14 protein-coding genes and 1 other annotated feature are annotated in these 12,659 nt (G+C 47.7%); of the genes, 1 reads left to right on the top strand and 13 read right to left on the bottom strand.

Annotated features, from left to right (window positions below):
- Positions 1-27: 27 nt before the first annotated feature.
- Both AB4Z30_RS20785 and AB4Z30_RS20780 read right to left on the bottom strand, forming a co-directional pair.
- Complete coding sequence (locus AB4Z30_RS20785) at positions 28-549, bottom strand: deoxycytidylate deaminase (RefSeq protein WP_441929375.1); 522 nt, start codon at positions 547-549, stop codon at positions 28-30.
- A 45-nt stretch (positions 550-594) separates the two neighbouring features.
- Entirely contained in the window at positions 595-1,185 is a 591-nt protein-coding gene (locus tag AB4Z30_RS20780; protein WP_441929374.1) for a ComEA family DNA-binding protein, read from the bottom strand.
- Between the two features lie 185 nt (positions 1,186-1,370).
- On the opposite strand from AB4Z30_RS20780, the gene comER reads away from it, so the two are divergent.
- Complete coding sequence (comER, locus tag AB4Z30_RS20775; RefSeq protein ID WP_441929373.1) at positions 1,371-2,216, top strand: late competence protein ComER; 846 nt, start codon at positions 1,371-1,373, stop codon at positions 2,214-2,216.
- On the opposite strand, the gene leuS is transcribed toward comER, so the two are convergent.
- The 11 genes from leuS to AB4Z30_RS20720 all read right to left on the bottom strand — a co-directional run bounded on the left by leuS (position 2,197) and on the right by AB4Z30_RS20720 (position 12,590).
- Positions 2,197-4,641, bottom strand: a complete 2,445-nt coding sequence (leuS, locus tag AB4Z30_RS20770; RefSeq protein ID WP_441929372.1) for a leucine--tRNA ligase — start codon at positions 4,639-4,641, stop codon at positions 2,197-2,199. The genes comER and leuS overlap by 20 nt on opposite strands.
- Positions 4,642-4,713: 72 nt before the next feature.
- Positions 4,714-4,966 (bottom strand) — a binding site (T-box leader).
- A 112-nt stretch (positions 4,967-5,078) separates the two neighbouring features.
- Positions 5,079-6,035 (bottom strand): phosphotransferase family protein, encoded by a 957-nt coding sequence (locus AB4Z30_RS20765; RefSeq protein WP_441929371.1) that lies wholly within the window; start codon positions 6,033-6,035, stop codon positions 5,079-5,081.
- Positions 6,036-6,244: 209 nt separating this feature from the next.
- A complete protein-coding gene (locus tag AB4Z30_RS20760; protein ID WP_441929370.1) occupies positions 6,245-7,015 on the bottom strand; it encodes a class I SAM-dependent DNA methyltransferase in 771 nt (256 codons plus the stop codon).
- Between the two features lie 214 nt (positions 7,016-7,229).
- Entirely contained in the window at positions 7,230-8,135 is a 906-nt protein-coding gene (locus tag AB4Z30_RS20755; protein ID WP_434750049.1) for a CvfB family protein, read from the bottom strand.
- Positions 8,132-8,479 (bottom strand): ribosome silencing factor, encoded by a 348-nt coding sequence (gene rsfS, locus AB4Z30_RS20750; protein ID WP_123062611.1) that lies wholly within the window; start codon positions 8,477-8,479, stop codon positions 8,132-8,134. Before rsfS ends, AB4Z30_RS20755 begins: the two co-directional genes overlap by 4 nt.
- Positions 8,480-8,496: 17 nt before the next feature.
- Positions 8,497-9,063, bottom strand: a complete 567-nt coding sequence (yqeK, locus tag AB4Z30_RS20745) for a bis(5'-nucleosyl)-tetraphosphatase (symmetrical) YqeK (protein ID WP_441929369.1) — start codon at positions 9,061-9,063, stop codon at positions 8,497-8,499.
- Positions 9,047-9,637 (bottom strand): nicotinate-nucleotide adenylyltransferase, encoded by a 591-nt coding sequence (locus AB4Z30_RS20740; protein ID WP_441929368.1) that lies wholly within the window; start codon positions 9,635-9,637, stop codon positions 9,047-9,049. Before AB4Z30_RS20740 ends, yqeK begins: the two co-directional genes overlap by 17 nt.
- 14 nt (positions 9,638-9,651) lie before the next feature.
- Entirely contained in the window at positions 9,652-9,945 is a 294-nt protein-coding gene (yhbY, locus tag AB4Z30_RS20735) for a ribosome assembly RNA-binding protein YhbY (protein ID WP_441929367.1), read from the bottom strand.
- Positions 9,946-10,014: 69 nt separating this feature from the next.
- The gene (gene aroE / locus AB4Z30_RS20730) at positions 10,015-10,890 is read right to left on the bottom strand and encodes a shikimate dehydrogenase (protein ID WP_441929366.1); all 876 of its coding nucleotides are present in this window, start codon (positions 10,888-10,890) and stop codon (positions 10,015-10,017) included.
- Positions 10,891-10,938: 48 nt separating this feature from the next.
- Positions 10,939-12,066: a ribosome biogenesis GTPase YqeH gene (gene yqeH / locus AB4Z30_RS20725; protein ID WP_441929365.1), complete on the bottom strand. Its 1,128-nt coding sequence runs from the start codon at positions 12,064-12,066 to the stop codon at positions 10,939-10,941.
- Positions 12,063-12,590, bottom strand: a complete 528-nt coding sequence (locus AB4Z30_RS20720) for a YqeG family HAD IIIA-type phosphatase (RefSeq protein ID WP_441929364.1) — start codon at positions 12,588-12,590, stop codon at positions 12,063-12,065. The genes yqeH and AB4Z30_RS20720 overlap by 4 nt, the downstream gene beginning before the upstream one ends.
- Positions 12,591-12,659 lie beyond the last annotated feature (69 nt).

The raw sequence follows: 12,659 nt of genomic DNA, 5'->3' as shown, positions 1-12,659 counted from the left end.
GCTCTAGCCTGACCTAAGGAGTTCTCGTTAGTTGCTTACGGTCATCATCGTCTCCCTTGGAGGCTGGTAATTATCCAGTCTACGGAACGTAACACCTTTCTGCTCCATCATAGTCGTTACTTTGCTCGTATCTTTGGGATAGGAACGATGAAATACAATCTCTGTAACGCCACTATTTGCCAGCATATTAGCACATGTCCAGCAAGGCTCGTCGGTTACATATACAGTCGAGCCTTCACGGTCAATACGATCTGTGAATAAAAGCAAATTCTGCTCCGCATGAATAGTACGAATGCAGCGCTGTTTTTTAACCATTTCCTCCTGTCCATCTGTGACCACAAGCTCGTATTCTTCCGAAATCATGCAGCCAGCCTCGGAACAATCAGCTACCCCCATTGGTGCACCATTATAGGCAGTACCCAGCAGTTTTTTTCCTTGAACCAGCACAGCCCCTACATGCCGGCGAGGACAGCGGGAACGCGTGGAAACCATATAAGCGATGTCCATAAAATACGTGTCCCAATCCTTGCGAAGCTCTACTGTACTCATGCAGTCTTCTCCTCCCACTTTGAAGCCATTTCTATCAAGATGTATTTAGCGAATCTGTACATAAGAAGCCATCTTCTCCAGCATCTTCATACCTATGCCCTTGACCTTGGTAAGATCACTGACTTTGGCAAAAGGACCATGCGTATTACGATAGTCCACAATGGCTTGGGCTTTCTTCTGTCCAATTCCCGGAAGTTCTGTAAGCTTGGAAACAGATGCCGTGTTCACGTCGATTTTGCCATTATCGGCTATTCCATCGGTTGATTCGCCAGCCGTATTAGATGTCTTTTCAGATGCAGGTGAACGACTCTCTTCAATCTGAGCCTGTGGCTGGGTCGATAGCTCACCTTGTGTAGCAACAGCAACATTAGGCTCCTTAACCATCGAGTTATCCACTGGAGTTACAATGTCAGATTTCTGCTCGCTCCCACTCCCGCCTGATGCAGTAGCAGCTATATTCTCCCGAACCGAAGCAGCCGACTGTGTAACAGAGGGACTCTGCTCACTTGTCGGCTGATCGGCGCCGAGCAGCATCGGTTCCCAGCCGCTAGGCGGCTGTTCACTTTTGCCCGACCATAATATCAGTATACATCCTAACACCGCCGCAGCAATGGACATCGCTTTGTTCCATCTCATCTTTCGCACACTCCCTCATATTCAAAATAGAGATCATTTCGAACACGGGCGGTGCTTCCGAACCGTTTAATGCTTTAGCTTATATAAGATACATATTTTCATGTCATGTGGACCAGCGTCTCATGCATACAATAGAGGGAAGATACTGCGCCATTACCGTAAAGCATGAAAGGAGGCCTGAACCAATGAAGGTTGGATTTATCGGAACCGGCAGCATGGGCAGCCTGTTGATCTATGCCCTGATTCAATCCGGTGCACTCGAACCCCGTCAGATTGCTGCAAGCAATCGAACCCCTTCGAAAGTACGTCAGCTTTCCCTCCGTTACCCCGGGCTGCATGAATCACAGAGCAATCGGGAAACGGTGATTCGCAGCAATATCATCTTCCTGTGCGTGAAGCCGCTGGAATTCAGACATGTCATCGATGACATCTTGCCGGTTGTGAATTCCAATCACATAATTGTGTCGATCACTAGCCCCGTGCAGCTACGCCATCTGGAATCTTCACTTCCTTGCAAAGTCTCCAAAGTTATCCCCAGTGTTACACATCAGGTCGGCAGCGGAGCAACCCTGTTCATCCATGGCGAACGAATGACTGCCGAAGACCGCAATATACTGGAAAGCCTGATGAGTCATATCGGCAAACCCTACCAAGTAGATGAGGCCTGCACCCGAATCACATCCGACTTCTCCAGCTGCGGACCTGCATTCATATCCTTCTTTTTGGAGCAATGGATTGAAAGTGCTGTGCGATTGACAGGGATCAAACGCGCTGATGCCTGTGCTCTTGCCGGTGAGATGCTATTAGGAACAGGCAAGCTGCTCACCGAAGGAGGTTATACTCCGCAAGAACTCCAGGCTCGCGTTGCTGTACCTGGCGGAATAACCGCACAGGCACTTGCACTGCTGAGAAATAATCTGGATGGCGTATTTGACAGCCTGATCCACACGACACATGAGAAATATGATGAAGATTTAGTCAAACTGGATGAGGTGTTTCGTGCCAGTGAAATTAACCGGCAACAATATTAACCAGTTTGCCTGGAACGGCAATGACTTTGCGAATAGTCTTGCCTTCCAGCGCCTGTTTCACAGATGCCAGTTCCATCGTATAATCCTGCATTGCCTGTGAATCCAGATCCTTCGCGATAGTCGCACGAGTTACAATTTTGCCATTCACTTGAACCACGATTTCTACTTCTGCATCCACCGTCATGGACTCATCGTATTCAGGCCAAGCCACGTAAGAAATTCCACCCTCATGTCCAAGACGACTCCACAGCTCTTCTGCCATATGCGGCGCCAGAGGTGACAACAGTTGAACAAAGTTTTCCATTGCTTCGCGAGGCAGTGTATCTGCTTTGTAAGCATCATTGATGAAAATCATTAACTGGCTGATCGCGGTGTTAAAGCGCAGGTGCTCCAGATCTTCCGTTACTTTTTTGATCGTTTTGTGCGCTGTACGTTTGAACTCATCCGTTCCACCGTCAACTGTAATTTTCTCATTGATCGCACCTGTGTCTTCGTTGATGAACAGACGCCATACACGGGACAGGAAACGATGCATTCCCTCAACTCCGTTTGCGTTCCATGGTTTGGTCGCTTCGAGCGGCCCCATAAACATCTCATAAAGACGCAGTGTATCTGCACCAAATTCGTTCACAATCTCATCCGGGTTAATGACATTACCGCGAGATTTACTCATTTTTTCATTATTAGTTCCCAAGATCATACCTTGGTTGACCAGCTTTTGGAATGGCTCTTTCGTGTGTACAACACCCAGATCATACAGCACCTTGTGCCAGAAACGAGCATACAGCAAGTGAAGTACTGCGTGTTCTGCTCCACCAATGTACAGGTCAACTGGCAACCATTGCTGCTGTTTCTCCTTTGAGATCAGTTCCTTGTCATTATGCGGATCGATAAACCGCAGGTAGTACCAGCAGCTTCCCGCCCATTGTGGCATCGTGTTGGTTTCGCGGCGAGCCTTCATACCCGTCTCCGGATCAACTGTATTTACCCAATCGGTAACGTTAGCCAGTGGGGATTCACCTGTGCCTGAAGGTTTGATCTGATCAATGTCAGGCAGCAACAGCGGCAATTGATCTTCTGGCACTGTCTTCATCGTTCCGTCTTCCAGATGCAGAATCGGAATCGGCTCTCCCCAATACCGTTGACGGCTGAACAGCCAGTCGCGCAGACGGTAGGTCGTTTTACCTTGTCCTTTGCCGTTCTCTTCAAGCCAAGCGATCATTTTCGCTGCAGCTTCTTCATTGTTCAATCCGTTCAGGAAATCGGAGTTCACATGTGCGCCGTCACCTGTATATGCCTCTTTTGTAACATCTCCGCCTTCGATAACTTCAAAGATATTCAGGTCGAACTGCTTCGCAAATTCCCAGTCACGCGCATCGTGGCCCGGAACAGCCATTACAGCTCCCGTACCATAACCCGCCAGTACATAATCAGCAATCCAGATCGGCAGTTTTGCTCCGTTTACCGGATTGATCGCGTACGCACCTGTGAACACACCTGTTTTTTCTTTCGCCAAATCGGTACGTTCCAGATCACTCTTGCGCGCAGCCTGCTCCTGATAAGCTTTAACCGCCTCACGCTGTGTTTCGGACGTAATCGCTTCAACCAATTCATGCTCTGGAGCCAGAACGGCAAAGCTTGCACCGAACAATGTGTCTGCACGGGTTGTAAATACTTTAATCACTTCTTCACGGCCTTCGATGGCAAAAACTACTTCAGCCCCGGTCGATTTGCCGATCCAGTTACGCTGCATATCCTTGATGCTTTCCGACCAGTCCAGCTCTTCCAGATCCTCCAGCAAACGCTCTGCATATTCCGTAATTTTGAGTACCCATTGACGCATCGGTTTACGCACAACCGGGTGGTTACCACGCTCACTTTTGCCATCAATAACTTCTTCGTTTGCAAGCACTGTACCCAAAGCTTCACACCAGTTCACCGGTACTTCATCGACATAGGCCAAACCTTTATTGTACAGCTGGATAAAGATCCACTGTGTCCATTTGTAATACTCAGGGTCTGTCGTACTGATCTCACGATCCCAGTCATACGAGAATCCGAGTGACTTGATCTGACGACGGAAGTTGTCAATGTTACGGAATGTGATGTGACGCGGGTGCTCTCCCGTATCCAGTGCATGCTGTTCCGCAGGCAGACCGAAAGCATCCCATCCCATTGGATGCAGTACATTATATCCACGCATCCGCTTGTAACGAGATACGATATCTGTTGCTGTATATCCTTCCGGGTGACCTACGTGTAGTCCGGAACCGGACGGATACGGGAACATATCCAGCGCGTAAAACTTCGGTTTAGATGGATCCTCACCTGTTTTAAACGTTTTATTCTCATCCCAAAATTGCTGCCAGTTTTTCTCCATCACTTGTGGCTGATAGCCGTGCTTCGGCTGATGATTCTCACTCATCTATATTCCTCCTTCAGGTTATAAGCAATTTATAACAACAAAAAAACCTCAGCATCCCGTAGCGTTTGCAGCGCTAGGGACGAGAGGTTGAATTCCCGTGGTACCACCCTAGTTAGCGGATGAACGTGCTTCGTCATCCACTCCCTTTAGACCTGTAACGGCGGTTAACCGATGCGGATTTCCAGTTCTGCACACAAGGCATAGAACTTTGTAATCACCGCATTTCTCCAAGGCGAGTTCGCAAAATACTGTCAATCGGCTTGCACCAACCGCCGACTCTCTGTCATGTACAGCATTTACTACTGATCCTTATCATCGAAATATGTATACAATATAGGAAGCATTATATAAAAATGCAAGCTCAAAGTCAATATGACATGTCACTTTCATCTGTTTACATGGCAGACTGTTACAAACCATATGCAACAGTCTGCTGATCAGATTTTCCGAAAACGTTCAATGCCCTCCTGCAAATTCTGGATTGTCCCGTCGACATGCTCCTTGTTATCATAATGACGGTAGTCACATTCAATCCGAAGAGCAAGATCAAAATACAAATCATACAAACGTCTGCGCTTTCGCTCATTTTCCGTTGTAATCTCACGTCCATATCCTTTGAGGAATCCTGGAGTATAGTTAAAATGACTGAAATAATGCTCCATTAGCGGATCACCCCATAACGAGCGTTCAAAATCGATAATGCCCGTAATCTGCGTATCCTGCACCAGCACATTGCCATCCCATAAATCCCAGCTAATCAGAACAGCTTCGGTCACCTCATCCAGTGCATCCGCTCTCTCCTCAATCAGACGTCTTAGCTCGTTGTAATCAATCCCGATGTCAACCTCCGCCTCTTGCCCATCGATGAGCATATCCTCCATTAACATCAAGAAGGCTTCTCTCCATGTGCCACGTTGTCTGTCTTTCCCGGAAAAATAACCAAACCGTTCACCCTGAATCTCGTTGATTCGCTTATTGTAACGACCTAACTGTTGTTCAACCTCTTCCTGCTCTTCGGGAGTACAGTGCGTTTTGGCCTGGTTGTATGGTTTCCCCGACATGTATTCCATAATAAAAAATTGCGCCGGAGCGAATTGGAGCGAAGAATCATAAACGAGCACCTGAGGCACAGGAACATCCTGCAGTTTGGCAACAAGCCGGAGTGCCTCAACTTCTGCCGTCATTAAATTCTGTTCACAGCGCATCAGATTGGTCGCAGCCAAAGGTGCAATTTTAAGAACAACTTTCCGTCCGTCATCAAGTGTGATTTTATAAGCTTGGTTTGCCCAGCCTYCAATCATTTCCTCATGATCTTGAATCGATACAGCGAGATGATGCTTCATAATCTGATCCAACTGCTCTTTGGACAATCTTGTTTTATATGCACTTTCCATAATTGTACCCCTCCCATTGTGAGATTATAATTCTTCTACTTCAGAAAACGTTTTCCATTACCATTTATTATGGCTGTCTTTGCTTCAAGCAGCAATACCTTTGATTATATCTGTTCGAAAAAAACTGCCCCCAGCAACATGCTCACTTGCTGCAGAAGGACAGTTCATCATAATAAATATACATCAAACCTGTTATTGATCAGTGTATTTTATTTCACGGCTACGTAGAACAATCGCTGTGCGCTGTCTCCAGCCTCTCCCCACTCGAAGTCGGCATATACCTTCACGTCCCGGAAGCCCGCTTTGCTTAATTCCAATCTCATCCAGTCCGGATCATAAGCACGCTGCACATGAACTTCCTCAAAACGCTGGTAGGTATCCTTGCTGCCACCGTCTATTCGCGAGAAAATGCTCAAATGATGTTCAATTTCACACCGTTCCTGATCGAAATCACACGTCCAAATATACGAGACCGAGCGCTCATCCAACACAAAAGGCTGTTCCTCATCATACCGAATCAGTGTATTCGGATGATGTACGTCAAACAGAAACGTACCTCCCGGCTTCAGCATCTCATACGTACGCTCAAATGTACGAATCACATCATCCGATTCCAGCAAATAGTTCACACAATCACAGAACGAAATGACAGAGTCTACCGGTTCCGGTACTCTCCATTCCCGCATATCCTGCTGCACCCAGCGAACACTGCCTTCCCGGTACAAACGATGTCCCTGGGCTGTGGCTTCCATCTTGCTACGGGCAACAGACAGCATATCGGAGGAGAGATCGATCCCCGTCACTTCAAAGCCGGAGTTCACCAGCGGAATCGTGATTGAACCTGTTCCACAGCCAAGCTCAACCACACTTTTAGGCATGCCATGCTTTTCCCAGGCTGTTCTTGCAAACCTTATCCAGTCCGGATAAGGCATATCTTCCATTAATTCATCGTAAACGTAGGCAAATTTCCGGTAAGACATGTCGGCACCGCACTTTCAATTTCATTTTTCCTTATCGGATAATATCAAAATCCAAAGAAAAAGCAGGGCATCCATTCCGGTGTTTACCCAGTCTGGCCCTGCTTTACCTAAATCGGTGCACCACGCATCCGCTTCGCTTCAAGAGATATACTATACTTCGTACAGAATGAATGTATTTAACTTTAAATAAAAGATGAACCCCGTTATCGCAGGTTTACTTCTCTTCCTGCTCCTGTTTAGGAGCGGATTCGGACAGATAAGTCCAGCTTTCCTTTTGTACCACCAGTCCATCTTTCATCAGCTTGCCCAAGGCACGTTTAAACGCGGATTTGCTGATGCCAAAACGTTGCTTGATAATATCCGGCGGCGTTGCATCCGAATACGGCATTCCACCCATCGGGCGCTCTTTCATAAAAGCAAGCAGCTTGTCTGCGTCTTCGTTACGCCCAACTTCTTTGCGCTGCGTCATGGCCAGATTCACACGACCATCTTCCCTTACCAGCGTAACCCGACATTTCACCTTTTCACCCAAACGCAGCATATGACTGCGCTCGGAGGAATGAATCATCCCGATTGCCCCGAAGCCGAGTACACCACCATCAACAAGTACAAATGTACCCATCTGAAGTGGCTTGTACACCAGCGCTTCTACCCACTCATTCAGCCAGGTGGTTGGCGCGTGGAAGGCAAGCGGTGAAAGCTCGCGTTCACCGGCTAATTTGGCACGTAGACGCCCCTGTTTGTCGTGCTCCATCATCACGAACACTTCATCCCCAACTTGAGGACGCAATTCTTCGAGTTCAGGTAATTCACGAATCGGAAGCAATAACTGACGTCCGAGACCCATCTCCAGGAAGCAACCGAGGCGCGGATGCACATCAGCTACGACCAATTTAGCCATCTCACCCAGCGTGAGGTAAGGTTTTTTCATCGTAACAGCCAGACGGTCTTCTGTATCAAAGAATACAAAAACCTCCAGCGTTTCACCAATCTTGATATCCCGAGTTAGCTCGGTATAGTGAAGCAATACATCTTCCGATCCTGTCGTCAAAAAATAGCCAAATGGAGACACTTCACGTGAAACCGGCAGTGAGACGACTGTTCCTGCGATCAAACTCATACCGTTTCCACCACTTTGGCGTCAGACCAGAGACGCTCGATATTGTAATACTCGCGCTCATCACGGTGGAATACGTGAACCACGACATCGCCAAGATCCATCAGCACCCAGCGTGCAGAGTCCATACCTTCAATACCTTTAATGGTTACACCGGCTGTATGCGCCTGTTTGCGAATCTCGGTAGCAATGGCTTGCACCTGTGTATCTGAATTCCCGTGGCAGATCACAAAATAATCTGCAACGAGCGAAATGTTGTTCAGGTCTAGAGCTACAATGTTTGATGCTTTTTTATCGTCAGCGGCAGCAACTACCATGTTCATAAGTTCTTTCGATGATACTGTCATGAACCAACCTCCATAATCTATAATTGTTCAATTAAATCATTACGTGAGAGGACCGTGAGCGGATAGATGACACGGCGCTGGGAGAGCAACAGGCTGATGGTCGAATCAAAACCCGCAATCAAGCCTTCCTCCAGGCTGCGCTGAGCCTGGTCACGAATATACTCCACCCCTGGGAAATCACGCCCAGGCTCAATATAATCGGCAAGGCATACGACTTTGTCCAGCAGACTCATGCCTACCCTACCTGAAGTATGCCACCGAATCGCATGAATAATTTCAGAATCCAACACACCATAATCACGTTCAGCTACAAAAGCACCCACTTCCGAATGCCAAAGCTGCTTGTCATGCTGTAAAAGTTCAACATTTAATCCGTTATCACGAATGACCGCTTCCATCTCCGCTATGGGCCAATATTTAGCTACGTCATGTAAAATCGCCGCAATATCCGCTTTTTCCGGATCAGCACCGTACTTTTTTGCCAAAGCAACTGCAGATTCCATAACACCCTGCGTGTGCTTCCAGCGTTTGGCGGGCATCTGTGCAGAGACAGCCTGTATTAACTCCTCACGGCTTAGTGCCATATAAACCGCTCCCTACAATGTATTGATGAACTGCATCAGGAATCATAAATCGAACCGAATGCCCTTTTGCAAGACGTCTGCGAATGGCCGTGGAAGAAATATCAACAAGCGGCATTTCAGCCAGCAGTACCCGATTCTGTAATGCATCCGGCAGATCATCGAGATGTAGTTGAAAGCCCGGGCGTCCAACACCGATAAAGGTCAATCTGGATGCCAGCTCTTCAATCTCTTCCCATTTTGGGAGATAGTTCACCATATCCGCCCCAATGATGAAATAAAATTCATGTTCAGGGTGACGGCGCCACAATTCACGCATCGTGTCGATGGTATAGGATACGCCGCCAAGTTCCATTTCAATGCCCAGAACCTCATATTGAGGAGCATCCTTTACAGCCGCTTCCGTCATCTCGAGGCGCTGCTGTCCTGTTGCACCTGCTCCGGGTTTGTGAGGCGGGACATGGGAAGGCATGAACCAGATTTCATCCAGTGCATGCGAATCCCTCGCCGCTTCGGCTGCCAGCAGATGCCCCATGTGGATCGGATCAAACGTACCGCCCATGATGCCGATCTTCACCCGCGCCACTCTCCTTATCTTGGAAGTTCGATTTGTTTATTATCCCGTGATTCTTTGTACAGGATAATTGTACTGCCGATCACTTGTACAAGTTCGCTGCCTGTTTCACGGGCAATCTCTGCTGCAATCTCATTTCTATCATCCAGGTTGTTGTTCAGCACTTGTACTTTCATCAGTTCGCGCTTCTCAATCGCATCTTCAATGTGACGGAACAAGTGTTCATTCGTGCCACCTTTGCCAATTTGAAAAACAGGGGTCAGATGATGAGCCTCTGAACGCAAGAAACGCTTTTGTTTACCAGTTAACATGAATACTCCATACTCCTTATATTGAGCAGACCCATGTACAGCGCGGAGCTGATTCAGGGATCTGACCGTTCAATTATTGTTTTTAAAACTCTCAAGTACCGCTTGTCTCATCGTATCTACCGGAGCCGAAATGCCAAGCCAGTGTTCGAATGCGACAGCTCCTTGATAAACAAACATGCCTAGTCCGCCATGCACGGTACATCCGCGTAAACGGGATTCACTCAGCAGACGGGTCTCCAGCGGATTGTAAATCAGATCACTGACGGCTGCCCCTTCACGAATCCATGCAGGATCGACAGGCATATCATCCATGTGTGGATGCATGCCAGCTGCAGTCGTATTAATAACGATATCTGCTGTGGCAAGTGCAGCTTGAGCATCTTCCATGCCATTGCCGGAGATATCCCCTAGATCATAACTACGCAGATCCGCAGCAAGGGTAATCGCTCTATCGGCTGTACGATTCAGGATGCTAATATGCTCGGGTTTTTCGAGTGCAAGTGCATAGATAACACCTCTTGCGGCGCCACCTGCTCCAAGAACAGCAATTCGTTTTCCTTTGATCTGAGGAACAGCTTCCTCCTTCAGAGAACGCACATATCCAATCCCGTCCGTATTGTAGCCTGTCAGCGTACCATTTTCGTTCACGATGGTATTCACCGCCCCGATCAAACGAGCACTTTCATCGATTACATCGAGATATTGCATCACTTGTTCCTTATGAGGAATCGTGACATTCACTCCACGATAGCCTAATGCCACAATGCCACGAACAGCAGCTTCGAGCTGATCAGGGTGCACATGAAGCGGCATGTACATGCCGTTCACACCCGCTGCCTGCAAAGCTGCATTATGCATGGCCGGGGACTTGGAATGGGCAATCGGATCACCCATAACCCCAAGTAATACAGGAAGTGAAGAATTGAACTTATTTTCTGCTGACATCGACTCGCCTCCGATCTGATCCGTTGTTCGAAATTGCCTGTACCCAAACTAGATCAGGGAAGGACGAATCTGCACCCGGATCCCTTTTGGAACATGAACAGCCACCAGGGCACCGTTATCTCCGTTAACCTTGATCCAGCCTAGACCGGAGATGAATACGTCCGACTGACTGCCACGTTTGATCCGGAATTCATGTCTCGTCCATTCCGGCATCTCGGCCGCGTGCTCACGCGTTGGCGGAGACAGCAACTCACCCAGGTGATCACGGTATAGATCATCTGCCCGTTCCAGTTTTGTCCGATGAATATCCAGGGCAGTACTGATAAAACAAGTGAACGATTGACGATCACCTTCGACAAAATCAAACCGAGCCATACCACCGAAAAACAGAGTCTGACCGGAATTCAATTGATATACCGCAGGTTTAAGCGGTTTCTCTGGCATAATTGCAGCCAGATCCTTACGGGATACAATTTCACTGAAGCGCCAAGGATACACAATGCCCGGCGTATCAATAATATATTTTCCATCGTCTAGCGGAATGTTCACCATATCCAGTGTCGTTCCCGGATAACGCGAGGTCGTCAGTTCCTGCTCCAGATCGCTGTAGTCTCGGATCAAACGGTTAATCAGTGTCGATTTACCGACATTGGTTCCACCGACAACGTACACATCCCGATCTCCACGGTACGTGCCGACAAGCTCAAGCAGACGGTCAAACCCTTGGTTTTGCTTCGCACTGCAGAGCACAACATCTACTGTCCGCAGGCCTTGTTCTTTAGCTTGCTTTTGCACCCAGTTCCGAACTTTATTCCAGTTTGTAACTTTAGGCAACAAGTCCGTTTTGTTCACGGCAAGCAGTACCGGATTGTTTCCAACAAAGCGTTGCAAGCCAGAGATAATACTGCCATCAAAATCAAACAAATCAACGATATGAATGACGAGCGCATCCTTATCCCCAATTTTGCTGAGCAGAGCCAGGAACTCGTCCTGATCCACCGTTACAGATGATGACTCATTATAATTTTTGATACGGAAACAGCGCTGGCAGATGACCGGTTCACGATCAAGTGCTTTTTCTGGAAGATATCCGGGCAAATCCGGATTTTCCGTTTGCAAATTCACGCCGCATCCACTGCATCTTACGGCAATATTGTCGTTATGCGGTTCTGTCATTTCTTCTTTTCCTCCTCAAGCCATAAGCCTTTCTTACGCAAATTCGACAGGGCAATCCGTTCTACTCTCCGATTGAAGCGGGTCATAAAGCCTTCATCTCCGATGGAAATTGGCAGCACCAGCACCGTATAAAGTCCAAGTCTGTTGCCTCCATAAACGTCGGTGAGCATTTGATCCCCCACAACAATAGTTTTCTCGGGAGCAAGCTCCATCATGTTCATTGCTTTACGAAACGGTACATTCGATGGTTTACGTGCACTATGCACAAACTGGATATCCAGCGGAGTCGCAAACAGGGACACCCGATTCAGATTGTTATTGGACACAATCATCAGCTTGAATCCCACCTCTTTTACACGCGCGAACCATTCGATCAATTCCGGTGTAGCATCAGGTGCTTTGGCTCCAACAAGCGTATTATCCAGGTCAGTTATGATTCCACGATACCCTTGAGCGTACAGCTCTTCCAGATTAATATCAAAAACTGTGTCTACACGCAGCTTGGGCAGTAACATTTTAAACAAAGAAGTCACCTCAGTTTCATACGACACACTATATCACAAATCCGTCTTTCCTGAAAATGCAAACACCTT

The sequence above is a fragment of the Paenibacillus sp. 2TAF8 genome, assembly GCF_052114825.1.
Lineage (GTDB): Bacteria > Bacillota > Bacilli > Paenibacillales > Paenibacillaceae > Paenibacillus.
The sequence above is the reverse complement of the archived record's forward strand: the minus strand, read 5'-3'. Positions and strand labels throughout refer to the sequence as shown.